Here is a 23,130-nt window from a genome sequence, read left to right on the forward strand (position 1 = left end):
GGATCAGACCTCCCTCGTTTCGAAATCGATGCGCGGGTCGACCCATGTATAGGTGAGGTCCGAAATCAGCGTGATGACGAGGCTGATGAGCCCGAAAATATAGACAGTCGCAAATACCACCGGGTAGTCGCGATTGACGATGGACTCGAATGAAAGGAGTCCCAGCCCATCCAGCGAGAAAATCGTCTCGATGAGAAGCGAGCCGGTGAAGAAGGCGCCGATGAACGCACCCGGGAAGCCCGCGATCACGATCAGCATGGCATTGCGGAAGACATGACCGTAGATCACCTGCCGCTCGGACAGGCCCTTGGCGCGCGCCGTCATGACATATTGTTTCTTGATCTCGTCCAGGAAGGAGTTCTTGGTCAGCAGGGTCGTCGTCGCAAAGGCGCCGATGGTGAGCGCGGTCACCGGCAGGATGATGTGCCAGAGATAGTCGAAGATCCTGGCGAAGAAGCCGAGATCGCTCCAGTTGTCGGAGACGAGGCCGCGCAAGGGGAAGACGTTGAAGAAGCTTCCCCCCGCGAAGAGCACGATCAGGAACACCGCGAAGAGAAAGCCGGGTATCGCATAGCCGATAATGATGACGGCGCTGGTCCATACATCGAAGCGGCTGCCGTCCTGTACCGCCTTGCGGATGCCGAGCGGGATGGAAACGAGATAGGTGATGAGCGTCGTCCAGAGCCCCAGCGAGATCGAAACCGGCAGCTTTTCCTTCACGAGTTCCAGCACGCTGACATCGCGGAAATAACTCGTGCCGAAATGAAAGCGCGAATAATCCCAGATCATCTTGCCGAAGCGCTCATGCCAGGGCTTGTCGAAGCCGAACTGTTTCTCAAGCTGTTTGATGAACTCCGGATCGAGCCCCTGGGCGCCGCGATATTTGCCGCCCATGGAAGCGTCGCCGCCCGACAGATTGGCCGATTGCGAGAAATCGCCGCCACCCCCGCCGATGCGTGCCGTGGCGGAAACGGCCGTACCCTGAATTTCCGCGATGATACGCTCGATCGGCCCGCCCGGCGCGAACTGCACGACGACGAAGCTGATGAACATGATCCCGAGAATGGTCGGCACCATCAGCAGCAACCGGCGGAGAATATAGGCGGCCATACGGTCTCTCTACTCGTTCTTGCCGGAAGTATCGGCCTTGTCCGGGGCCGTCCACCAACTGCGCAGGACACCCCGTTCATAATCCGGTTTCTGCGGGGGACGGTCATAGATATCCCAGAAGGCGAGGTGATGGGATGCCTTGTACCATTGCGGGATCCAATAATGCCCGGCCCGGAGCACGCGGTCGAGGGCACGGGCACCGCTCACTTGTTCTTCCGGGGTGGCCGCGGCGATAACCTTCTCGATCAGCGCGTCGATCGCGGGGTCGGCGATGCCCGACAGGTTGCGCCCGCCCGCCACATCGGCGAAGGCGGAGGACCAGTAGCTCCTGATTTCGATGCCCGGGGTCAGGCTCATCGAGTAGCGCTGCACGATCAGGTCGAAATCGTAATTCTTCATGCGGTCCTGATATTGCGCGGAATCGACCAGCCGGAAGCGCGCATCGACGCCCAGAATGCGCAGATTCTTGATGACGCCCGCGCAGATGCGTTCCCACATCGGGTCGTCCTGCAGAAACTCCACCGTCAGCGCTTCGCCATCGGCATTGACGCGCCTGCCGTTCTCGATGGTCCATCCCGCCTCGACGAAAAGCTGCGCCGCCTTGCGCAGCATCGCGCGGTCCTGCCCGGACCCGTCGGAGGCAGGCGGTGAGACCGGCTCGCCGAACACGGTCGCCGGCAGCTCGTCTTTCCACGGAGCTAGCAACGCCCGTTCGGCTTCGGAAGGCAGGCCTTGCGCCTTCATGGGCGAGTTCTCGAAATAGCTCTCCGTGCGCTGATAGAGGCCGTAGAAGAGGTTCTTGTTGGCCCATTGGAAATCGAAGGCGAGCCCGAGCGCCTGCCGCACACGCGGATCGGCAAACTTTCGCCGCCGCGTATTGATGAACCAGCCCTGCGCGCCCGAAGGTGTACCGTCCGGCAGTTCGAGTCGCTTGACGCGCCCATCCTGCACGGCGGGAAAATTATACTCCGTCGCCCAGACGCGGGAGGTGAACTCCTCGCGCATCGTGTAGGCGCCGGTCTTGAACGCCTCGAACTCCGCCGTCCGGTCCCGGAAATACTCGAAACGCAGCCGGTCGAAATTCCACTGGCCGACATTCACATTGAGGTCGCGCGCCCAATAGTCGGCGACCTGCTCGTAAGTGAGAAACCGCCCGGGCTTGAAGTCGCCGATCCGGTAGGGGCCGCTGCCCAGCGGGGGCTCGAGCGTGGTCTCGTCGAATGTGGTGGCGGTGTAATAGGCCTTCGAGAAGATCGGCAACTCGCCCCCGATGAAGAGCGGCAGGTCGCGCGTCTGCTTGCCCGTGAAGGTGACGGTGAGCGTATGGCTATCGGTCGCGACCGCTTCCTTCATCTCGCGCAGATTCTGCGAGATGAGCGGATGACCTTGCCGCTTGAGCAGCATGAGCGAGAAGGCGGCGTCCTCGGCGGTCAGCGGCGTGCCGTCGTGAAAGCGGGCCTCCTTGCGCAGGCGGAATGTCAGGACATTGCCATCCGCGGACAGCGCCGCGCTTTCCGCGACAAGCCCATAGACCGCGCTCGGCTCGTCATAGGCGCGCGCCATCAGCGTATCGAAGACGAGATCGAGTCTTTGGGCCGCGTTGCCCTTGAGGATATAGCCGTTGAGCGTGTCGAAGGTGGTGAAGCCCGCATTATAGGCTGCCGTGGGGCCGACCTGCGAAAGCGTGCCGCCCTTCGGCGCATCCGGATTCACATAGTCGAAATGCGGAAAGTCTTGTGCATATTTGAGCCCGCCGAAAAACGACATGCCGTGCCGCGGCCCCGCGCCCGCCACCTTTACCGGCTTGTTCCCTGCGGCCATGGCCGGCAGGGAAGGAAACGCAAGGCCGCCGAGACCCGCGGAGGTGGCCGCGCCCGCCAGGATCAGGAAATCGCGGCGCGCAAGCGAGCGCTTGTCGTTCATTGCGCGCCGTCCCCGGCTTTCCTGTTTGCATCCGCCGAATGCCACCAGATGTTCGGAAAGCCGATCGCATATCCGGGCATGGTGCCGGGGTGAGCGATACGCGACCAATAGGCGACACGGAAATAGCCCGCATACCATTGCGGCACGACATAGTGCCGCCACAGCAGCACACGATCGAGCGCATGGGTGGCGACGACGAGATCCGTCCGGCTCTTCGCATAGATGATCTTGTCGATCAGCGCCTCGACCACCGGATCGCAGATGCCGATCACGTTACGGCTGCCCGGTGTCTCGGCCGCCTGACAGCTCCAGAAGTCGCGCTGTTCGTTCCCCGGCGACATGGATTGCGGGAAGGACTGGACGATGATGTCGAAATCGAAATTGTCCACGCGGTTTTCATATTGAGAGGTATCGACGGTGCGAATGGTCGCGTCGATGCCGAGCCGTTCCAGCGATTGCTGGTAGGGCAGAACGATGCGCTCGAATGTGGGCGAGGAAAGCAGGAATTCGACGCTCATCTGTTCGCCGGTCTTCTGGTTGATGCGCTTCCCGCCCTCGATGGTCCATCCCGCCGCGTTCAGCAGATCGTTGGCCGTGCGAAGATTGGCGCGGTTGTTCCCGCTGCCGTCCGTCTTCGGTGTTTTATAGGGCTCGGTAAAGAGGGCCTTGGGGAGCTTGTCCCGGAAGGGCTCGAGAAGCGCCAGCTCCTTGCCTTTCGGGATCCCCGATGAGGCCAGTTCCGAATTGGCGAAATAGCTGTTCGTGCGCGTGTACTGGCCATAGAAGAGCGCCTTGTTGGCCCATTCGAAGTCGAACGCATAGTCGAAGGCTTCGCGCACACGCGGATCGCTGAACTTGCCGCGTCGCAGGTTGAAGGCGAAGCCCTGCATCCCCTGATTGTTGTCCGTGTCGATCTTCTCGAGCTTGACGCGCCCGTCCTTCGCGGCGGGAAAGGCGTAGGCGGTCGCCCAGTTCTTTGCGCTCGATTCGATACGGAAATCCACGCGGCCCGTCTTGAAGGCTTCCAGCGCCACGGTGGGATCCTTGAAATACTCGAAGCGTATGCGCTCGAAATTGTTCTGTCCGACATTTACCGGCAGGTCTTTCGCCCAGTAATCCTCCACACGCTCATAGATGATGCGCCTCGGCGTCTCCACCTTGGCGATCTTGTAGGGCCCGCTTCCCAGCGGCGTCTCGAGCGTCGTCTTGGTGATGTCGCGTGCCTGGCCGTCAGCGTTCTTGCCCGTCCAGTAATGCCGGGGTAGCACCGGCAACTGGCCGACGATCTGTGGCAACTCGCGATTGCCCTTTTCCGAAAAGCTGAACTTCACCTTTCCGCCCGGCAGTTTTTCTGCCGTCTCCACGTTGCGGTAATAGGCATTGTAGAAGGGGTTGATCTTCTTCAGCTCGTTGAAGCTCCAGATCACGTCTTCCGGTGTGATGGGGGTCCCGTCATGGAAGCGGGCTTCCTTGCGCAGCGTGTAGGTAACGGACGAAAAATCGTCCGGATGCGACACCGTTTTCGCAACGAGCCCGTATTCGGCGCTCGGTTCGTCATAGCTGGGCGCCATCAGCGTGTCGTAGATGAGCGAAAGACCGGCGGCCGGATTGCCCTTGACGACGAAGGTATTGAGGCTGTCGAAGCCGCCCGTCGTTCCCATGGCAACCTCGCCGCCCTTCGGGGCGTCGGGGTTCACATAGTTGAAATGGGCAAAGTCGGGGCCGTATTTCAGCTCGCCGAAAAGCGAGGATCCATGGCGGGGCGTGTCGTCTGCCTGGGCCGGGTGAAAAGGCGCGGTGAGAAAGGCGCCGATCGTCAGCGCGGCCAGCATGGCGGTCGCATATCGCACTTGGGTCCTCCTCCTTCTTGCGGCCATTTCCATTCCGTATTGGGAATAAGACCATTTTTAGCCATATGAACGCCAAAACAAAACGCGCCCGGAAATTTCCGGGCGCGTTCCGCATTAAGCTTTCGTAAGAGAGGGCGATTATTCCGCCGGCGTCTCTTCGCCGGTTTCCGCCGGGGCGGCCGCGTCGCCGCCTTCTTCGGCCGGGGCGGCGGCATCGCCACCCTCTTCGGCGGGGGCTTCCTGCTTCACTTCGGGAAGCGGCAGGTTGGAACCCAGCGTGTTCAGATAGGCGATCACGTCGGCGCGCTTCTCGTCTTTCTTGATACCGGCAAAGCCCATCGCCGTGCCCGGAGCATAGTCCTTCGGGCTTTTCAGGAAGTGGTCCAGGGCCTCGAAGGTCCATTTGCCGCCGATTTGCTTCAGCGCATCGGAATACCCAAAGCCCGGGAAGGCGGCGATTTCGCGACCGACCACATGATAGAGGTCCGGGCCGATCTTGGCGCCGGCGCCTTCCTCGAAATTATGACAGGCTGCGCAGACCTTGGCCGCTTTTTCGCCCTTGGCCGGATCGGCCTCGGCCAGCAGTACCGGCAGCGGCGTCGCCTTCTCTTCCTGCTTCGGCGCCGCGGCACCGCCGTCCTCGGGCACGTCGACCGCGTAGGACTGAGGATCGGCCGGTTCGGTGGTGAACAGCGTCTCGCTCAGCGTTGCGACTGCGAGGATGAGAAGCACCGAGAAAAGTACGGCACCTGCAAACTTGTTGAATTCGAATGAGTCCATCGGCTCCTGCTCCGCCAGGGTCGTGTTGCGGGAAGCGGGTTGATTAGGCTTGGCTGGATCGCGGGCTGGCCGCGCTTCCGCCCAGGCGAGGCCCCCCGCGGAATTGGCGCGGAGATTAGCCGCTTCCGCCCGTCAGTCGCAAGCCGTATATAGGGCGGAAACCGCCAAATGCCGCCGGATCGCCGATGCAGCGCCCGGCGAACCGGCAAAACGGGCTCAAGCCAGCCGCTTCTGCGCAGGTGTCGCAGCGTCCGGCTGGACTTCGGGGTTGCGTCGATCCGCCGCACCACCTGAAATGACGCCCGCATGGGAGAGAGACAGCATGACGGGACCGCAATCCACCGCCGGAAAATCGACCGCAGGGGCGCATGCCGGCAATCCGCTGATCGTGATTCCGGCCCGCATGGCCTCCAGCCGCCTGCCGGGAAAGCCGCTTGAGGATATTGGCGGGGCGCCCATGATCGTCCAGGTGCTGCGCCGGGCGGAGGAGGCGGAACTGGGGCGGGTCGTGGTTGCGGCGGCGGAAAAGGAAATTGCCGACGCGGTAACGGCCTCGGGCGGCGAGGCGGTGCTCACCGATCCCGACCTCCCTTCGGGCTCCGACCGTATCTGGCAGGCGGTCAATGAACTCGACCCGCAAGGCCGGCACAGCATCGTCATCAATGTGCAGGGCGACCTGCCGACGCTCGATCCGGCGCTGATCCGTGTCGCTTACGAGGCGCTGATCCGCCCCGGAGCGGATATCTCGACGCTGGCCGCCGTCATCACCGACCCGCAGGAACGCGAGAATCCGAATGTAGTGAAGGCCGTGGCCGCTTTTCCCGAGGTCGCGAAGGGCGAAACCCCTTTCGCCCGCGCTCTCTATTTTACCCGCGCCACCGCGCCCTGGGGCGAGGGGCCGCTCTATCACCATATCGGTCTTTACGGCTATCGCCGCGAGGCGCTGTCGCGTTTCGTGGGGATGCCGCCTTCGCAGCTCGAGCAACGTGAAAAACTCGAGCAATTGCGGGCGCTTGAGGCGGGCATGTCCATCGAAGTGGCGCTCGTTGACACCGTTCCGCTCGGTGTCGATACTCCCGCCGATCTCGAAAAGGCGCGCAATGCGCTAGGCTCGAGCTAGAAGGGCCGGGCGCGGCCATCATGTTCCGGAAAGCGAAAAGATGAGCGAAACCCTCGCGGCGAACACCATTGCCTTCCAGGGCGAGCCGGGAGCCAACTCCCATATTGCCTGCCGGGAAGCCTTCCCCGACATGACGGAAATGCCCTGCGCCACCTTCGAGGAAGCGATCGCCGCCGTGCAGGAGGGAAGGGCGCGTCTTGCCATGCTGCCCATCGAAAACTCGCTGGCGGGCCGTATCGGCGACATCCACCATCTCTTGCCCGAATCCGGCCTCTATATTGTCGGCGAGCACTTCCTGCGCATCCGCTTTCATCTGATGGCGGTGAAGGGCGCGAAGCTCGAAGGCCTGAAAACGGTGCAGAGCCAGGCGCCCGCGCTGGGCCAGTGCCGCAAGGTCATCCGCGAGCACGGATTGCGCATGGTGGTCGGCGCCGACACGGCGGGTTCCGCGCGTGAAGTGGCTGAAAAGGGCGATCCCGCGCATGCCGCCATCGCAACCTCGCTGGCTGCCGAGATCTACGGGCTCGAAATCCTGAAAGCCGATATCGAGGATGCGGAGCACAACACGACCCGTTTCCTCGTCATGGCGAAAGAGCCCAATGACGCCGAGCCGGAAGACGAGCCGGTGATCACCAGCTTCATCTTCCGTGTGCGCAACGTGCCCGCCGCGCTCTACAAGGCGCTGGGCGGCTTTGCCACCAATGGCGTCAACATGACGAAACTGGAGAGCTATCAGCTCGAGGGCACCTTCAATGCCAGCCAGTTCTATGCCGACATCGAAGGCCATCCCGCCTCGCGCCATGTGCGTCTGGCGCTGGAGGAACTCGAATTCTTCACCTCGGAACTGACGATCCTCGGCGTCTACAAGGCGCATTCCTATCGCGCCGGTGTGGCGGAGCGGCTGGCCGGCCGATAACGGTCAGCCTTCGGCAAATGCCTTGATGAGCTGATGCGCGATGGCGAAGGGCGGCGGGAACCAGGCGGTGCCGTCTCCCTTTCCGGCGAATATCGCCTGCACTTCCTCCCGCGTGAACCAGCGCCCGCCGGCAAGCTCCACCCCGTCGATCTCGAAATCTTCCGAGGCCGCATGGGCGATGCAGCCGATCATCAGCGAGGACGGGTAGGGCCAGGGTTGGGTCGAGTGATAGCTCACCCTGTCGACCTTGATGCCGGCTTCCTCATCCACTTCGCGGGCAACCGCCTCCTCGATCGATTCGCCCGGCTCCACGAACCCGGCCAGCGCGGAATACATGCCCTTGGGCCAGATTTTCTGGCGGCCCACGAAGCATTTGTCCCCGAACACCGGCAGCATGATGACGACGGGATCGGTGCGCGGAAAATGCTCCGCCTGGCAGGTTGGGCAGACGCGCTTGTAGCCCGCCTCGGAAATGGCGCTTTCCGAACCGCAGACCGAGCAGAAGCCATGCCGCGCGTGCCAGTCGATCATGCTTTTCGCCTGGGCGAGAATCGCGAGTTCGGTGGGTGGCAGCTCGCCCGCCATGGCGATCTCGCGCAGTTCCTCGAATGCGCCGAGGCCCTTTAGCGGGCCGTTGTTTTCCGGGTCCTTCAGATGGCTGATATCGACCGCGAACAGGGCCTTGCCGCGCCGGTTGATGCCGAGAAAGACGGTGGTGGCCGCTTCGCCGCCCAGCTCCTCGATGACGGCGGTGCGGAGCCAGCCCACATCCTTGCCTGCGCCCTCCTGCTCTTCCGGCAGGATAAGGGGACGCAGTTTCCACAGCGGCACGAAAAGGCTGGTCGGCGCGGCAAGCTGTTCGGCGATCCATGCCGGATCGGTGCGGCGGTAGCTGGCGCGGTCGAGCGGATTATTGGCGAAGATATTGGGATTTTCAGGCAGGCCCATGCGCGTTGGTCTCTTCTGGTTTTGAGGGCGAATTCGAAGGTGGCGCAGCGTGGCACAGCCCCGCCCGAGTCTCAACAAAAGGCGGAATTCCGGGCCTTTGCTCTCGATGTGTGGCGACCCTTGCATCATGGGGGCATTCCAACGATATTGGGCTTGGGAGGTTGGCGGCGGACGGGTCCCTCGCCAACCCGGTCAGGTCCGGAAGGAAGCAGCCGTAACGAGATTGGCTCGGGTCGTCTGTCCAGCCTCCCACCTCATTCAAACTTCTGCGCGACAGCTTTTCCGCGTGGGCTCTGGAGGGACGCGGACGTTCCATGGATGACAACGTGGATGATCTCGTTCCCGATGAGGAGCCGCACAAGCCGGATCCTGCCACCGAGCCGGGCTTCGACCTGGGCGACGACCCGGCGCCCGATGCGCCCGCGGCCGATGCCCCCGGGACCGGCAGCGGCTATCAGGTGCTCGCGCGCAAATACCGGCCCACCGTTTTCGAGGATCTGATCGGCCAGGAGGCCATGGTCCGCACGCTGCGCAACGCCTTCGAGCAGGGGCGTATCGCGCATGCCTTCATGCTGACCGGCGTCCGCGGCGTGGGCAAGACGACGACGGCGCGCATCCTTGCCCGGGCCCTTAATTATGAAAAGCCCGGCGAAGGTCGGAATGCGGGCGGGCCGACCATCCATATGGACGGCTTCGGCGTTCATTGCGAAGCCATCATGGAATCCCGTCATCAGGATGTGCTGGAGATGGACGCGGCCTCGCGCACCGGCATCGACGACATCCGCGAGATCATAGACAGCGTGCGCTACCTTCCGGTTTCCGCGCGCTACAAGGTCTACATCATCGACGAGGTCCACATGCTCTCCAAGGCCGCCTTCAACGGCCTTCTGAAGACGCTTGAGGAACCGCCCGCCCATGTAAAATTCATCTTCGCCACCACCGAAATCCGCAAAGTGCCCGTGACAGTGCTGTCGCGCTGCCAGCGTTTTGATTTGCGGCGCCTGTCGGCGGAGGAGCTGACGGGGCTGCTCACAGGCGTCGCGCAAAAAGAACATGTCGAACTCGAAGACGCGGCGGTGAAAATGATCGCCCGCGCGGCGGACGGGTCGGCGCGCGATTCGCTTTCGCTGCTCGATCGTGCGATTTCGCATGCGGAAGGCCGTATCGTCGAGGCGGATGTGCGCGACATGCTGGGCCTTGCCGACCGGGCGCGCATTTTCGACCTCTTCGATCTTCTCATGCAGGGCGATATCGCCGGCGCGCTGGGCGAGCTGCGGGCGCAATACGATGTCGGCGCGGACCCGGTGGTCGTGTTGTCCGATCTTGCCGATCTCACCCATTGGCTGACGCGATTGAAGCTCGTGGACGGCGCGGGCGACGACCTGGCCATGTCGGAAACCGAGCGCGAGCGCGGACGCGCCATGGCGGAGAAGCTGCCTATTCGGGTTCTTTCCCGCGTCTGGCAGATGCTGCTGAAGGGCATAACCGAGGTGCAGAACGCTGCGCGTCCCATCGCAGCGGCCGAAATGGTTCTCGTTCGTATCGCCTATGTCTCGGACGGTTCCGGGCCGGAAGAGCTTCTCGAACAGTTGAAGAGCGGCGGCGCGGTATCCGTGTCGCGCGGCGCGCCCGCCGGTGGCGGAAACGGGGGCGGCGGTACCCGTGCCCATCTGCGCTCGGTGCAGGGCGGCGGTCAGGCCGTCGCACAGCCGCAGGCGGAATATGTGGAGGCCGCGCCCGCCGTCACGCTCGACAGTTTCGAGGCAGTGGTCGCCTGGTTCGGCAAGCAGCGTGACATCCGTCTCAAGACCTTCCTCGAATCCGGTGTGCGGCTGGTGAGCTTCGAGCCCGGCCATATCGAAATCAGCCTGCTGGATGAAACGCCCGGCAGCATCGCCAATGAAGTCGCGACCAAGCTGAAAGGCTATACCGGCCAGCGTTGGGTCGTCTCGCTGGCGCGTGCGGGCGCAACCAATGCGCCGACGCTGCGCGAGCAGGCGCAGACGCGCGAAGAGATGCTGAAGGACGAGGCGCGCAAGGACCCGCTGGTTCAGGCGGCTCTCAATGCCTTTCCGGGCGCCGAGATCGTGAGCGTGCGCATGCCCGACATGGAACTGCCGCAAGGCGAAGAGATCATGCCCGCCGATCCGGACGAGGCCCCCGAGGATTTCGAGGGCTTGCCCATTGGCGACGATGAAATGGAGTGACGCGTGAAAAACCTTGGCGACCTGATGAAGCAGGCCCGCGAGCTGCAGGGCAAGATGGAACAGCTTCAGACCGAGCTTGAAACGCTGGAAGTACAGGGCAGCGCCGGCGGCGGCATGGTGAATGTCACCATGACGGGCAAGGGCGAGGTGGTGAAAGTCGCGATCGACCCCAGCCTGATGAAGGAAAACGAGCGCGAAATTCTCGAAGACCTCATCGTGGCCGCGTCCGCCGATGCGAAGGGCAAGGCCGAGCGGGCTGCGCAGGACAAGATGAAGGAGCTGACCGGCGGCCTTCAATTGCCGCCGGGCCTCGGCCTTTGACGGCGATACGCGCATGAGCGTTGCCGGACCGGAAATCGAACGGCTGATCCAGCTTCTGGCAAAACTGCCCGGGCTGGGACCGCGTTCCGCGCGCCGCGCCGTGCTGCAACTCATCAAGAAGAAAGACGCGCTACTCATACCGCTGGCCGCCGCCATGGCGGATGCGGCGGAAAAGGCATGCATCTGTTCCACCTGCGGCAATGTCGACACGCGGGATCCTTGTACGATCTGCGCGGATCCCCGCCGCGATGCGGCCTCCATCTGCGTGGTGGAAGAGGTCGGCGATCTATGGGCGCTGGAACGCGCAGGCGCGCATCAGGGCCGCTACCATGTGCTGGGCGGCGTGCTGTCCGCGCTGGACGGCGTGGGACCGGATGACCTCAATATCGGCAAGCTCGTCGAGCGCGCGACGAATGGCGAAGTGACGGAAATCATCCTCGCCATGAACGCGACCGTCGACGGTCAGGCTACGGCACATTACATCATGGACCGGCTGGAGGGGACGGGACTTTCGATCTCCCGCCTCGCTCACGGCGTGCCCGTGGGCGGCGAACTCGACTATCTCGACGACGGCACGCTGGCCGCCGCCATGAAGTCGAGACGCCCTTTCTGACTTTATCCCTTTTCCGCGGCGAAATAGGCCTTCGTCATCGCGAAGATGCCCGGCGCGAGAATGAGTAGTCCGATCAGGTTCGGTATCGCCATCATCGCATTCAGCGTATCGGCCAGCAGCCAGACGAAACTGAGGCTCGTCGTCGCGCCGATGGGGATCGCGATCACCCAGATAATGCGATAGGGCATGATCGCCTTCACGCCGAACAGGAACTCCACCGCCTTCTCCCCGTAATAGCTCCAGCCCAGAAGCGTGGTGAAGGCGAAGACGGAGAGGGCGACAGCCACGATCTCGTTGCCGAAGGCGAAGGTATGAGCGAACGCCGCCCCTGTCAGTTCCGCGCCCCGGTCTCCACTTTGCCAGGCGCCCGAGGTGATGATGACGAGACCCGTCATGGTGCAGACGATGATCGTGTCGATGAAGGTGCCGAGCATGGCGATGAGGCCCTGCCGCACGGGATCGTTCGTCTTCGCCGCCGCATGGGCGATGGGCGCGCTCCCCAAGCCCGCTTCATTGGAGAAGACGCCGCGCGCAACGCCCATTTGTATCGCGGCGGCCACCGAGGCGCCGGCAAAACCGCCCGCGGCGGCGGCGGGCTCGAACGCATGGTGCAGGACGAGGGACAGGGCATCGGGAATGGCGCCAGCATTGAGGGTGAGGACGACCAGTGCCGTGCCGATATAGAGAACGATCATGCTGGGAACGATCGCGCCGGCAACATCGGCGATGCGGCGAATGCCGCCGATCAGAACGAGCCCTACCGCGATCATGATGACGATGCCGGTAACCCATTCGGGGACCGCGAAGCTCGTATGCAGCGCGTCCGCAACGGAATTTGCCTGGGTCGTGTTGCCGATACCGAAACCTGCGATAGCGGCAAAAACAGCGAAGGCAGGGGCCAGGAAATTGGCGATAGCGGAAAAGCGCGCGCCGACGCCGTTCTTGATGTAGTACATCGGGCCGCCGACATGATCGCCGTTCTCGTCGACTTCGCGATAGGCGATGGCGCAGACCGCTTCGGAATATTTCGTCGCCATGCCGACAAGCGCGATCAGCCACATATAGAAGAGCGCCCCCGGCCCGCCGGTATAGATGGCGGTTGCGACGCCGACGATATTGCCGGTGCCGACGGTTGCCGCGAGCGCCGTCATCAATGCCTGGAAAGGAGAGATGTCGCCTTCGCCTTCTGAACGCTTGAAAAGCATGCCAAAGGCCGTGGGAATTTTGCGCAACGGCATGAAGCGCAGGCCGATCATCAGGAGCAGACCCGTAAGCCCCAATGCGACCAGCATGGGCTTGCCCCAAAGCTGACCGTTTATCCACTCCAGATAAGCGGTGATGAAATCCATGCCCCGTTCCCCTCAAATGCCGTTTGGCAGCGCGCCCGATACGCTGCCTCGGGGAAACGGTAGCAAAAGAGAGCGGCTTTGCCGCCCTCTTTTTTGAACCGTGAAGGGAGGGTCAGCTCCGTTTCTCGCCGGTCACCATGGCCTGGGGCAGGTTTTCCTTATGTGCGAAACTTGCCAGCGCCACACCGCCCAGATGCAGGATCACCAGAAACAGGGCGAGGTTTGCGAAAAACTCGTGGACCTCTTCCAGCGGGTTTTCCTGATGTTCGCGGCCTTCGCGCTCCTCGCCATACTCGTCTTCATCGGCATAGGCCGGCGTGACGATCATCCCTTCGGCGGCGCGTATCGCCTCTTCCGGAATGATGAAGCTCTGCTCCCCGCCGCCCTCGTCATGGCTGAAATACATAAAGGCGCCGGTGCCGGTCGTGCCTGCGAGCGAGAGGAGAAGCGCAATCACCATCGCGCCGCCTGCCGGGCTGTGGCCGACATAGCGTTTGGCGCGAAAGGTGATGAGGTCGCGGAGATAGCCGAACACCTTGCCGGGCGAGTAGACGAAATCGGAAAAGCGCGCATGCTCGGGGCCGATGAAGCCCCAGACGATACGGGCGGCGACAAGCCCCGCGACCGTGAAACCCGCCGTGATGTGAAGCCATTCCGGCTCGCCTTCGGTGAGGTAGGCGACAATGAAGCCGGTCGCCAGAGTCCAGTGGAAGAGGCGGACAAAGGGATCCCAGACCTTGACCATGGCCGGGGAGGAGGTTTCTGACATGACGGAACTCCTGTTCTGCGCCCGGTCGCTGATGATGGGCGTGTGGAAGATGTAAACTACACCTTCAACGCAGCAGAATTCCGAATCCGTCGTGCGTCAGAATGTCCCGTATACTGATGAAATTGCGGATTATTCTTATTTGCTGCCGAGCAGATCCTGCGTTGGCTTGGTCGGTGCGATGGCTGTGTCTTCTTCCTCGCTCATCTCGACTTCCTGGATTTTCTCGCTCCGCTTGGCGATGCGCTCCGTCGATGTCTTGATGTCGTTGATGTCGCCTTCGGCCTGCCGGAAATGGTTGCCGAGCTTGTCCACCCGCTTGTCCAGCAGTGTCACATCCTGAAGCAGCAGGCCGACATATTTCTGGATGACGCCCGCCTGTTCGCGCATCCGCGCATCCTTCAGCACCGCGCGCACCGTGTTGAGTGTCGCCATCAGCGTGGTCGGCGAGACGATCCAGACGCGGGCCTGGTAGCTCTTCTGCACCACATCGGGGAAATTCGCGTGAAGTTCTGCATAAACCGCTTCCGAGGGCAGGAACATCAGCGCCGATTCCGCCGTCTCCCCGGGCACGATGTATTTTTCCGAAATCGCCGCGATGTGCTTTTGCAGGTCGGACCGGAACTGCCGTGACGCGGCCGTTTTCCCCGCTTCGTCCTGCGCGTTCCGCAGCGCGTGATAGGCGTCGAGCGGAAACTTGGCGTCGATCCCGATGGAGCCGGGCGGATTGGGCAGTTTGATCAGACAGTCGACACGGGAGCCGTTGGTGAGCGTGGTCTGGAAGGAATAGGCCGAGGGCGGCAGCGCGTTCACCACGATGTCGTTGAGCTGTACTTCGCCGAAAGCGCCTCGTGCCTGCCGGTTCGCCAGAATGTCCTGCAATCCCACTACCTGGCTGGAAAGCTCAGTGATGTTCTTTTGCGCTTCGTCGATCACGGTCAGCCGGTTGGTGAGGTTGCCAAGCGTCTCGGCGGTCTTCTTGGCGCTGTCTTCCAGGCTTTGCCCCATGCGTTGCGAGACGTTCTCCAGCCGCTCGTTCAGCGTCTGGGTGATCTCCTGCCGGGTTTGGGTCTGAGCTTCGGAAATGCTCGCAATACGGCCTGCCAGTTCGGACTGCTGCTGGATGAGCTGCTGCACCAGCCGTTCCGCTTCGCCGTCGTCGTTATCCGGCTTGCGTTTCAGCGCAAACATGACGAGCCCGCCCGCCGCCACAATGGCGGCGGCGATGATCAATGCGATAAGGAGCGCGTCGCTCATGAAGATCCCTTTCGTTCCGGGGCCGACTATATCCGATTCACGGCGCGCGGCCCCAGCTTCGTTAACGCACTGATATGATGAAGAAAACTGTTCCGAAAGGCCCGGCTTGACCCCGCGCGTCCGGGGGCTTACCTAATCGTCATGGCCATACGCGAAATCATAACCGCGCCCGATCCGCGCCTGAAACAGGTCTCGAAGCCCGTCGAGAAGGTGGATGACGAGTTGCGCGTCCTGATGGACGACATGCTGGAGACCATGTATGCCGCGCCCGGCATCGGCCTGGCTGCCATCCAGATCGGCGTCCCCAAGCGCGTCATCGTGATGGACCTCGCCAGGGAAGGCGAGGAGCCGCAGCCCCGCTATTTCGTGAACCCGGAAATCCTGACCACCTCGGAAGATATGGCAGTCTATGAAGAGGGCTGCCTCTCCGTGCCGGATTTTTATGAGGATGTGGAGCGCCCGGCGACCTGCCGCGTCCGCTATCTCGACTATCAGGGCGAAATCCGCGAGCATGATTGCGACGAGATGCTGGCCACCTGCCTTCAGCACGAGATGGACCACCTCGAAGGCATTCTCTTCATCGATCACCTCTCGCGTACCAAGCGCGAGATGATGCTGAAAAAGCTCGCCAAGCAGAAAAAATTCAAGGAACCCGCGTGACACCGCTGCGTATCGCCTTCATGGGTACGCCCGATTTCGCCGTGCCCGTGCTGGCGGAACTTCTGGCGGCGGGGCACGAGGTCGTTGCCGTTTATAGCCAGCCGCCCCGCAAGGCCGGACGCGGCATGGCGGAGACCCCCTCTCCCGTTCACAAATTCGCAGAGGAAGCGGGCATTCCGGTCCGCACACCCGCTTCGCTGAAATCGGAGGAGGAGCAGGCCGCCTTTGCCGCGCTCGACCTCGATCTCGCGGTGGTGGTGGCCTACGGCATGCTGTTGCCGAAACCCGTTCTCGATGCGCCGCAGCTCGGTTGCCTAAATCTCCACGCCTCGCTGCTGCCGCGCTGGCGCGGCGCGGCCCCCATCCAGCGGGCGATCATGGCAGGCGATGCGGAAACCGGCGTCATGGTGATGCAAATGGAAGAGGGGCTCGACACCGGCCCTATCCTGCTTGCCGAGCGTGTGGCCATCGGTCCGGACGACAATGCAGGTACGCTTCATGACCGTCTCTCGCAGATCGGCGCATCGCTCATGGGCCGCGCATTGGCTGCCCTGAGCCTTGGCCAGTTGACGCCGACGCCCCAGCCGGAAGACGGCGTAACCTATGCGAAAAAGATCGAAAAAGCCGAAGCGCGGATCGACTGGTCGCGCCCGGCGCGTGATCTCGATTGCCATATCCGCGGCCTGACGCCTTTCCCCGGCGCATTTTTCGAGACGGTCCGCGACGGTAAACCGGTCCGCGTGAAGGTGTTGAAAGCGCAGCCGGTGGACGGAAAGGGAGGTTCCGGCGAAGTGCTGTCTCTCGAAGGCGGGATTACCATTGCCTGCGGCGAGGGCGCGCTGCGTCTCGACACGCTGCAACGTGCCGGCAAGGGCGCCATGCAGGCCGGCGATTTCCTGCGCGGCTTCAAGCTGGAAAAGGGCGAAAGGCTCGGCTGATGCCCCGCTACAAGCTCACCATCGAATATGACGGCTCGCCTTTCGTCGGCTGGCAGGCTCAGGCCAACGGGATGTCGGTCCAGCAAGTGCTGGAAGAAGGCATCAAGGGCTTCTGCGGGCAGGATGTGCGCGTGGCGGGCGCGGGACGCACCGATGCGGGCGTTCACGCGCTCGGGCAGGTTGCCCATATCGATCTCGAAGAGGAAGTTCGGCCCGACACGCTGCGCGATGCCGCCAATGCGCATATGCGCGGAAAGCCGGTCGCCATCGTCGAGGCCGAGTTGGTGCCGGACAGTTTCGAAGCGCGTTTCGGGGCCATCAAACGGCACTATCTCTACCGCATCGTCAATCGTCGCGCGCCGCTGACGCTGGATGCGAAACAGGCCTGGCTCGTCCATCGCCCCCTCGATGCCGACGCCATGCATGAGGCGGCGCAGGCGCTGATCGGCAAGCACGACTTCACCACCTTCCGCTCCATGCAATGCCAGGCGAAATCGCCGGTGAAGACGATGGATCGCATCGCCGTGTCGCGCTACGCGGAAGAAATCGAGATTACCTGCGAGGCGCGCTCTTTCCTGCACAATCAGGTCCGCTCGATCGTCGGGACGCTGAAGCTCGTCGGCGAGGGTAAGTGGACGCGCCGCGATGTGGAAAAGGCGCTGGCCGCGAAAGACCGTGCTGCCTGCGGGCCGGTGGCCCCGCCCGACGGACTTTATCTCGTGCGCGTGGATTATCCGGACTGAGGATCGTAGTCGGTCCTCGGGGCCTCGACCGCGCTACATCGCGCCTGTTGTAACGCCCGGCATCAGGAGCCAGCCGACCACCTGACTGACGGTGATGCTCAACACGAAATCGAACAGGACGAGCGCAAGGGCGATCGGCTGTTCCGCGCCGAAAACCGTGCGTGCGATCTGCCAGCGATACCAGCCGAGCAGGGTCCAGCCCGGCATCGTCAACATGGTTGCAACCGCCGCCGAAATCGCGCCAAGGGAAAAAAGCGCGAAGGGAATGGCCATCGCCAGCGCCGTGAAGAGCGTTCCCCAATTATAGGTAACGATATAGGCGCCGAAGGAGTTGACCAGTCCAAGCCGCTGAGAGGCGGGGATCATGGCGAAAAGATAAAGCACCCAGTGCAGCAGCGCCCCGATGATATAGGCGCCGGTAAAGGTGCCAAGATCCGCATTGGTCTCGACGCCGAATTCCGTAGCCATGCGCCAAAGCGCCGTCGCCGTGAGGAAATAGACCGGTATGGCGAGGATCATGGCGAAGAAGGAATTCACCACGCCGTAGCCGTCGATACGGAAGCAATCCCGCGCGCTGGCTTCGCGAAGCGTGAGACGCCACGCCCCGACCAACGCATTGCTGATTTCTTCCGCGCCGGGCATCGGAAAGTCCCTCAGTCCGGCCGCGCGGCGAAATAGCCGCGCAGAATGGCTTCGTAGACGTCGGTCAGCCGCGCAATATCCTCCACCAGCGCATTCTCGTCCGCCTTGTGCATGGTGGCGTTGGGCAGGCCGAACTCCACGACAGGCGCATAGGCGCGGATGAACCGGGCATCCGATGTGCCGCCGCTGGTGGAAAGCTCGGGCGTCTCGCCGGTCGCCTTCGCGACGGCATCGGCGACGAGCGCGGAAAAGGCGCCCGGCGCGGTCAGAAAGGCTTCGCCGGAAATCTTCGTCTCGAACTCGTAAGCGCCGCCCGCCTCTTCCGTGACCGCGTCGAAGACGGAGCGCATCCATTGATCGAGCGAAGCGCCGCTATGCTCGTCATTGAAGCGGATATTGATCTGCGCCCGTGCGCTGCCGGGGATAAGATTCGTGGTCGGATTGCCGACATCGACCGAGGTGATCTCGAGGTTCGAGGGCTGGAAGTGATCGTTGCCCGCATCCAGTACGCGCGCATCGAGGCGGCGGAGCATTTCCAACAGGCGCGGCACCGGATTGTCGGCGAGATGCGGATAGGCGACATGGCCCTGTACGCCGCGCACGGTGAGCCAGCCATTGATGCTGCCCCGGCGGCCGATCTTGATCATGTCGCCAAGCGCCTTCACGCAGGTCGGCTCGCCGACGACGCAATGGGAGAGCGTCTCGCCGCGCGCATCGAGCGCCTTCAGCATCTTCACCGTCCCGTTGACGCTCGGGCCTTCTTCGTCGCCGGTGATGAGCAGACTCACCGAGCCCTCGATTTCGTCGGGCGAGAGGCGCGAGACGGCGGCGATGAAACAGGCGATGGCGCCCTTCATGTCGGCCGCGCCACGGCCGAACAGCCGGCCCGCCTTGATCTCGGCGGCGAAGGGCTCGACCGACCAGGCCGATGCCTCGCCCACCGGCACGACGTCGGTATGGCCGGCAAAACAGAAATTGGGACCGTCCGAGCCCAGCCTTGCATAGAGATTGTCTATGTCGGGCGTGCCGGGTTCGGAAAAGGGCATGCGCTCGCAGGCAAAGCCCAGCGGTGCCAGATAACGCTCCAGCACGCCAAGCGCGCCTTTATCCTCGGGCGTCACGCTGGGACAGCGGATCAGCTCGGCGGCGATTTCGACCGGATCGTAAGGGGCGGCGGGCTTTGTCATGGCCAAATGCTCTACCCGCTGCGCGAGGTCCGGTCAAATGGACCCTCAGGTACGCAGGAGCTCGTTGATGGAGGTCTTGGAGCGTGTCTGCGCATCGACCGTCTTCACGATGACCGCGCAATAGAGGCTCGGGCTGGGAGAGCCGTCCGGGTTCGGTTTGCCCGGCAGCGAGCCCGGCACCACCACCGCATAGGGCGGGACCCTGCCGATATGGACCTCGCCCGTGGCGCGGTCGATGATCTTGGTGGAGGCGCCCAGATAGACGCCCATGGAGAGGACCGCGCCCTCGCCCACGATCACGCCTTCCGCGACTTCGGAGCGTGCGCCGATGAAGCAGTTATCCTCGATGATGACCGGATTGGCCTGCAAGGGCTCCAGCACGCCGCCAATCCCCGCGCCGCCCGACAGATGCACATTCTTGCCGATCTGGGCGCAGGAGCCGACGGTCGCCCAGGTATCCACCATCGTGCCTTCATCGACATAGGCGCCCAGATTCACGAAGGAGGGCATAAGCACCACATTGGGCGCGATATAGGCGGAGCGGCGCACCACGCAGTTCGGCACGGCACGGAAACCGGCTGCGCTGAATTCGCTCTCGCCCCAGCCCTCGAACTTCGACGGAACCTTGTCCCACCAGCTCGTATCCTTGCCCGGACCGCCGGGAATCGCGGTCATGTCATTGAGGCGGAAAGACAGGAGAACCGCCATTTTCAGCCATTGATGGACGAGCCATTCGCCCTGGAATTTCTCCGCGACCCGGGCCTCGCCCTTGTCGAGCGCATTGAGGGCCTCGTCGACCGCCTCGCGCACCTCGCCCTTGGTGGCCGAGTTCACCTGATCGCGCTCTTCAAAGGCGCGTTCGATAACGGGCTTCAGATCGGCAAGGCTGGCGCTCATGTGGCGTGCTCCCAAAAGGCTTCAAGAAAGGGCTGGCGCAAGATAGCGGCGGGCCCTTTCCTGTCAACCGAGGGAGACGGGGGCGGCTCAGGCGGCGGCGATATCCGCCTGTGAAAGGGCGGGAACGGCCTCGACCGGGCTCGTATCGTCATGCCTTACCGGGCGCGGCTCGCCGAAGAGGTAGCCCTGGCCGTATTCGGCATTGAGGTCGAGGACGTTGACCACTTCGCGCTCCGCCTCGATCTTGTCGGCGACGAGCTGGATGCCGTTGCGCTGCAAAAGCTCCTTCAGGTCGCCGGCATGGATATCCCCGCTCGCATTGTTGTCGAGCAGCGTCTGGGCGGAAACCTTCACGAAGCGGAAATTCCGGTCGTAAAGCTGGGCCGGGTCGAATTTCAGGCTGGTCACCTGGTCCATCGAGAACCGGAAGCCCAGTTCGGTCAGCGCCTCGAGGCTTTCCTGTTCCAGCGGTCCCAGTCCGTTCACCGTGCTCTGGCTGAACTCGAAGATGATGTGATGCGCCAGATCACTGTTGTGCCGCATATAGTCGATGAATTGCGGGAAGAAATCGGAATCGAGCAGCGAAAAGGCGGAGATGTTGCAGAAGATCCCCACCTGCGCATTGCGCTGCATCAGCTTGCGCACCACCTGCACGCAGCGGAAAAGCAGAATGTTGTCGACCGTCGGCATCATGCCGGCGGGCTCGGCCACGCGCATATAGTCGCGCGGCATGATAAGCGCGCCTTCATCGGTCCGCAGGCGCGACAGCGCTTCGTAGAACACCGCCTTGCGCTGCGGCAGCGTCACGATGGGTTGCAGGTAGAGGTCGACCCGGTTCGTCTCCAGCGAATGGCGGATCGTGTCGAGGAGTTCGGTATCGTTCATTTCCTCGACGGGCATAACGGGGACCGGCGGCGGCGTATCGCCTTCCGGGGCCTGGCGCGGCGCCTCGTTTTCGGCGGGAAGGGCGGCGTCGCCCGGCATACCGAGGCCGCGCGTTTCCGCGAGTCTTTTCACGAGAGATTCGACGACACGGATTTCCGAGAAGATGCGTTCCATCCGCTCCTGCGTCTCGCGCTCGAAGCGTTCCTCAAGTTCCACGATGCGATCGCCGGCACGGTCGAGGTCCTGCGAAAGCTGGCTCGCAAGGTCCGACAGCCCGTCGAGTTCCTTGCGTACTTTCTTGCGCTCGATACCGCGCGCGATGGCGCTATGCGCCTCCGCGCCGAGAAGGCAGGCAATGATGCCGCCCAGCGTCGCAAGTTTCGGATCGAATCCGCCAATGGTCATCAGCCCGTAGCCGACCCCGATGGACGGCACGATATAAAGACCGGTAGCGACACCGTTGAGGATGGTGGTCTTGATAGACGGCATGAGTGCCCACCCCTTTAACCCAGTTGCCCAACGCGGCCCGTTCCCAACTCGATTGCCCAATCGAATGGCCGCAGGAATTCACTCTCCCTTCACCTTAAGGAGCGAGGGCTTGCCAATCCGTTAACCAAAAGGCGGATCAGGCGGGCATCCGGGCGCGGCGGTTGAGGCTCGCCCAATGGGCCGCCATGGGCGGGGAGGGGCGGTAGGCCGGGGTTTCCGGCACGGAACGGACAAGATCGAGCCAGCGCGTCTCGGCCCGGTCGGCTTCTGCCCAGAGGCCGCGGGCGAGCGCGGCGGCTTCTTCAGGAGAGGCGTTACGCGCCATCAGGGCGTCCACATCGCTCAGGAAGCGCGCTTCCAGACGGTCCCGCTCGGTCGCATAAGCTGCCATGCGGTCGGGGTAGTTGCGCAATACGGCGCGGTGCAGTTGCTCATGCCGCCACCAGCGGGCGCGGGCGTCGAAATGTCCGCCTGGCACCGGCCCGAAATCCGGCAGTGCATCATTGGCCATGCCGGGGCCGAAAAAGACGGGGCGGAATATTCCCGTATCCGGTGCGGCGCTTGCCGTCATCCAATGGACCGACCAGCCATCGCGATATTCGGCGACCCAGGATTGCGTCGTCTGGCCGAACCGCCGGACGGGGCCATAGGTGGCGTGCGCGCAGATGGACCCGGCCAGAATCCCGTCGGGCCGCCAGTCCGACTGCATCGCCGCCTGACGTCCCCGGTCGCGCAGATTGGCCATCATGGCCGCCGGGGTAAGGTAGTACCCGCCGCCGAGAAGCTCGCTCGCGCGGCACCAGCGCTGATGACCGCTCGAAAGCCGCGAGCGGCCCCGATTGGCATAGGCCGCCTCGAAGTCGAGTGCGTTGGATTTGTCGGCGAAGCCTTTCTCGACCGCTTGTGAGACGAGGCCGGCGCTCGCCCGGTCGATGCGCGTGCCGATCGTATAGGCGTTGGAAATGGCGCGGCGGTAGCCATCTGCCTCGCTCACGCGCTGGGCGGCCCATTCGCGCCCCACCGTCTCCAGCACATAGGCCGCCCCCAGACGGTCGGCGATGATGAAGGAGTTGTGATATTCGAAACGCCCGGTATGAGCGCAATTGCCGCCCTGGCCGTGGCGTTCGAGCAGCGAAGTGATGACGTCGAGCGCTTCATCCGCACTTGCGCAGCGCTCGAGCCCCAACCGCAAAAGATCCATGCCGATAAGCGCAGGTTCGCTCTGCGGCGGGACCTTCGCATGCACCGCTTCATTGCCGATGACGACACCGTGCTCGTTCGACCCCATTTCCGCCCCCCACATCCAGTAGGGTCGTGAGAGCAGCACGGCATGGGTGCGCCGCACCTGCGGGATCGCGATGTAGGTGCAGGTAAGCTCCGCTCCGGCCTCGTGCTCGGCGGCTGCCACCGGGCAGAGATATTGCGCTTCGTTCGCCTCCCGGTCGGAATTCTTGGCAAAGAGCACCGCGCCCTTCGCGGAGGCCTGCGGCAGCGCCACCATCGTATCGCACATGAATGAATCTCCCTCG

At 63.1% G+C, this 23,130-nt stretch carries 21 protein-coding genes and 1 other RNA gene; 9 read left to right on the forward strand and 13 right to left on the reverse strand.

From position 1 onward, the window contains the following. Positions 1-3 precede the first annotated feature (3 nt). The 4 genes from FHS78_RS05285 to FHS78_RS05300 form a co-directional block, all read right to left on the reverse strand. Positions 4-1,110 (reverse strand): microcin C ABC transporter permease YejB, encoded by a 1,107-nt coding sequence (locus tag FHS78_RS05285; protein WP_167091295.1) that lies wholly within the window; start codon positions 1,108-1,110, stop codon positions 4-6. Between the two features lie 9 nt (positions 1,111-1,119). Then, on the reverse strand, positions 1,120-3,033 hold the full coding sequence (locus tag FHS78_RS05290; RefSeq protein WP_167091298.1) for an extracellular solute-binding protein: 1,914 nt from the start codon (positions 3,031-3,033) through the stop codon (positions 1,120-1,122). Continuing rightward, positions 3,030-4,883 (reverse strand): extracellular solute-binding protein, encoded by a 1,854-nt coding sequence (locus FHS78_RS05295; RefSeq protein WP_343041926.1) that lies wholly within the window; start codon positions 4,881-4,883, stop codon positions 3,030-3,032. Before FHS78_RS05295 ends, FHS78_RS05290 begins: the two co-directional genes overlap by 4 nt. A 138-nt stretch (positions 4,884-5,021) precedes the next feature. Then, entirely contained in the window at positions 5,022-5,663 is a 642-nt protein-coding gene (locus FHS78_RS05300) for a c-type cytochrome (protein ID WP_167091304.1), read from the reverse strand. 322 nt (positions 5,664-5,985) lie between these two features. Between FHS78_RS05300 and FHS78_RS05305 the strand changes: the two genes are divergently transcribed. Both FHS78_RS05305 and FHS78_RS05310 read left to right on the forward strand, forming a co-directional pair. Then, positions 5,986-6,783 carry a 3-deoxy-manno-octulosonate cytidylyltransferase gene (locus FHS78_RS05305; RefSeq protein WP_167091307.1) on the forward strand — a complete coding sequence of 266 codons (798 nt, stop codon included), beginning with the start codon at positions 5,986-5,988 and terminating at the stop codon, positions 6,781-6,783. Positions 6,784-6,823: 40 nt separating this feature from the next. Beyond that, positions 6,824-7,699 (forward strand): prephenate dehydratase, encoded by an 876-nt coding sequence (locus FHS78_RS05310; RefSeq protein ID WP_167091310.1) that lies wholly within the window; start codon positions 6,824-6,826, stop codon positions 7,697-7,699. A 3-nt stretch (positions 7,700-7,702) separates the two neighbouring features. Here the strand turns inward: FHS78_RS05310 and nudC are convergent, their stop codons facing one another. After that, positions 7,703-8,647: an NAD(+) diphosphatase gene (nudC, locus tag FHS78_RS05315; protein WP_167091313.1), complete on the reverse strand. Its 945-nt coding sequence runs from the start codon at positions 8,645-8,647 to the stop codon at positions 7,703-7,705. 156 nt (positions 8,648-8,803) lie between these two features. Here nudC and ffs point away from each other — a divergent pair. From ffs to recR, 4 genes are all read left to right on the forward strand, one after another. Further along, positions 8,804-8,900: signal recognition particle sRNA small type (ffs, locus tag FHS78_RS05320), an RNA gene on the forward strand. Between the two features lie 61 nt (positions 8,901-8,961). Next, positions 8,962-10,854, forward strand: a complete 1,893-nt coding sequence (locus FHS78_RS05325) for a DNA polymerase III subunit gamma/tau (RefSeq protein ID WP_167091316.1) — start codon at positions 8,962-8,964, stop codon at positions 10,852-10,854. A gap of 3 nt (positions 10,855-10,857) precedes the next feature. After that, entirely contained in the window at positions 10,858-11,175 is a 318-nt protein-coding gene (locus FHS78_RS05330) for a YbaB/EbfC family nucleoid-associated protein (RefSeq protein ID WP_167091319.1), read from the forward strand. A gap of 13 nt (positions 11,176-11,188) precedes the next feature. Further along, positions 11,189-11,788 (forward strand): recombination mediator RecR, encoded by a 600-nt coding sequence (gene recR, locus FHS78_RS05335; RefSeq protein WP_167091322.1) that lies wholly within the window; start codon positions 11,189-11,191, stop codon positions 11,786-11,788. A 2-nt stretch (positions 11,789-11,790) separates the two neighbouring features. Here recR and FHS78_RS05340 read toward each other — a convergent pair whose 3' ends face one another. The 3 genes from FHS78_RS05340 to FHS78_RS05350 all read right to left on the reverse strand — a co-directional run bounded on the left by FHS78_RS05340 (position 11,791) and on the right by FHS78_RS05350 (position 15,160). Beyond that, positions 11,791-13,137, reverse strand: coding sequence for an alanine/glycine:cation symporter family protein (locus tag FHS78_RS05340; protein WP_167091325.1), 1,347 nt, complete (start codon positions 13,135-13,137; stop codon positions 11,791-11,793). Positions 13,138-13,249: 112 nt separating this feature from the next. After that, entirely contained in the window at positions 13,250-13,906 is a 657-nt protein-coding gene (locus FHS78_RS05345; protein WP_167091328.1) for a cytochrome b/b6 domain-containing protein, read from the reverse strand. A 135-nt stretch (positions 13,907-14,041) separates the two neighbouring features. Then, a complete protein-coding gene (locus tag FHS78_RS05350) occupies positions 14,042-15,160 on the reverse strand; it encodes a DNA recombination protein RmuC (protein ID WP_167091331.1) in 1,119 nt (372 codons plus the stop codon). Between the two features lie 141 nt (positions 15,161-15,301). On the opposite strand from FHS78_RS05350, the gene def reads away from it, so the two are divergent. Genes def through truA form a run of 3 tightly spaced genes read left to right on the forward strand, consistent with a single transcriptional unit; the run spans position 15,302 to position 17,501 of the window. Continuing rightward, complete coding sequence (def, locus tag FHS78_RS05355; protein WP_167091334.1) at positions 15,302-15,820, forward strand: peptide deformylase; 519 nt, start codon at positions 15,302-15,304, stop codon at positions 15,818-15,820. A 5-nt stretch (positions 15,821-15,825) separates the two neighbouring features. Next, positions 15,826-16,758, forward strand: coding sequence for a methionyl-tRNA formyltransferase (gene fmt / locus FHS78_RS05360; RefSeq protein ID WP_246220363.1), 933 nt, complete (start codon positions 15,826-15,828; stop codon positions 16,756-16,758). After that, a complete protein-coding gene (gene truA, locus FHS78_RS05365) occupies positions 16,758-17,501 on the forward strand; it encodes a tRNA pseudouridine(38-40) synthase TruA (RefSeq protein WP_167091337.1) in 744 nt (247 codons plus the stop codon). The genes fmt and truA overlap by 1 nt, the downstream gene beginning before the upstream one ends. A 33-nt stretch (positions 17,502-17,534) precedes the next feature. On the opposite strand, the gene FHS78_RS05370 is transcribed toward truA, so the two are convergent. From FHS78_RS05370 to FHS78_RS05390, 5 genes are all read right to left on the reverse strand, one after another. Continuing rightward, on the reverse strand, positions 17,535-18,143 hold the full coding sequence (locus tag FHS78_RS05370; RefSeq protein ID WP_167091340.1) for a hypothetical protein: 609 nt from the start codon (positions 18,141-18,143) through the stop codon (positions 17,535-17,537). An 11-nt stretch (positions 18,144-18,154) separates the two neighbouring features. Further along, positions 18,155-19,330, reverse strand: coding sequence for a succinyl-diaminopimelate desuccinylase (gene dapE, locus FHS78_RS05375; protein ID WP_167091343.1), 1,176 nt, complete (start codon positions 19,328-19,330; stop codon positions 18,155-18,157). Between the two features lie 45 nt (positions 19,331-19,375). Further along, a complete protein-coding gene (gene dapD / locus FHS78_RS05380) occupies positions 19,376-20,227 on the reverse strand; it encodes a 2,3,4,5-tetrahydropyridine-2,6-dicarboxylate N-succinyltransferase (protein ID WP_167091345.1) in 852 nt (283 codons plus the stop codon). Between the two features lie 87 nt (positions 20,228-20,314). Further along, a complete protein-coding gene (locus tag FHS78_RS05385) occupies positions 20,315-21,601 on the reverse strand; it encodes an EAL domain-containing protein (RefSeq protein WP_167091348.1) in 1,287 nt (428 codons plus the stop codon). Between the two features lie 136 nt (positions 21,602-21,737). Beyond that, the gene (locus FHS78_RS05390; RefSeq protein WP_167091351.1) at positions 21,738-23,114 is read right to left on the reverse strand and encodes a carcinine hydrolase/isopenicillin-N N-acyltransferase family protein; all 1,377 of its coding nucleotides are present in this window, start codon (positions 23,112-23,114) and stop codon (positions 21,738-21,740) included. Positions 23,115-23,130: the final 16 nt, after the last annotated feature.

This window comes from Parvibaculum indicum, from assembly GCF_011762095.1.
GTDB lineage: Bacteria > Pseudomonadota > Alphaproteobacteria > Parvibaculales > Parvibaculaceae > Parvibaculum > Parvibaculum indicum.

Bases quoted from the DNA above. Each gene is read 5' to 3' on its own strand.
- FHS78_RS05285 (WP_167091295.1), bottom strand. From the start codon at position 1,110: ATGGCCGCCTATATTCTCCGCCGGTTGCTGCTGATGGTGCCGACCATT.
- FHS78_RS05290 (WP_167091298.1), bottom strand. From the start codon at position 3,033: ATGAACGACAAGCGCTCGCTTGCGCGCCGCGATTTCCTGATCCTGGCG.
- FHS78_RS05300 (WP_167091304.1), bottom strand. From the start codon at position 5,663: ATGGACTCATTCGAATTCAACAAGTTTGCAGGTGCCGTACTTTTCTCG.
- FHS78_RS05305 (WP_167091307.1), top strand. From the start codon at position 5,986: ATGACGGGACCGCAATCCACCGCCGGAAAATCGACCGCAGGGGCGCAT.
- FHS78_RS05310 (WP_167091310.1), top strand. From the start codon at position 6,824: ATGAGCGAAACCCTCGCGGCGAACACCATTGCCTTCCAGGGCGAGCCG.
- nudC (WP_167091313.1), bottom strand. From the start codon at position 8,647: ATGGGCCTGCCTGAAAATCCCAATATCTTCGCCAATAATCCGCTCGAC.
- FHS78_RS05325 (WP_167091316.1), top strand. From the start codon at position 8,962: ATGGATGACAACGTGGATGATCTCGTTCCCGATGAGGAGCCGCACAAG.
- recR (WP_167091322.1), top strand. From the start codon at position 11,189: ATGAGCGTTGCCGGACCGGAAATCGAACGGCTGATCCAGCTTCTGGCA.
- FHS78_RS05340 (WP_167091325.1), bottom strand. From the start codon at position 13,137: ATGGATTTCATCACCGCTTATCTGGAGTGGATAAACGGTCAGCTTTGG.
- FHS78_RS05345 (WP_167091328.1), bottom strand. From the start codon at position 13,906: ATGTCAGAAACCTCCTCCCCGGCCATGGTCAAGGTCTGGGATCCCTTT.
- FHS78_RS05350 (WP_167091331.1), bottom strand. From the start codon at position 15,160: ATGAGCGACGCGCTCCTTATCGCATTGATCATCGCCGCCGCCATTGTG.
- def (WP_167091334.1), top strand. From the start codon at position 15,302: ATGGCCATACGCGAAATCATAACCGCGCCCGATCCGCGCCTGAAACAG.
- truA (WP_167091337.1), top strand. From the start codon at position 16,758: ATGCCCCGCTACAAGCTCACCATCGAATATGACGGCTCGCCTTTCGTC.
- FHS78_RS05370 (WP_167091340.1), bottom strand. From the start codon at position 18,143: ATGCCCGGCGCGGAAGAAATCAGCAATGCGTTGGTCGGGGCGTGGCGT.
- dapE (WP_167091343.1), bottom strand. From the start codon at position 19,330: ATGACAAAGCCCGCCGCCCCTTACGATCCGGTCGAAATCGCCGCCGAG.
- dapD (WP_167091345.1), bottom strand. From the start codon at position 20,227: ATGAGCGCCAGCCTTGCCGATCTGAAGCCCGTTATCGAACGCGCCTTT.
- FHS78_RS05385 (WP_167091348.1), bottom strand. From the start codon at position 21,601: ATGCCGTCTATCAAGACCACCATCCTCAACGGTGTCGCTACCGGTCTT.
- FHS78_RS05390 (WP_167091351.1), bottom strand. From the start codon at position 23,114: ATGTGCGATACGATGGTGGCGCTGCCGCAGGCCTCCGCGAAGGGCGCG.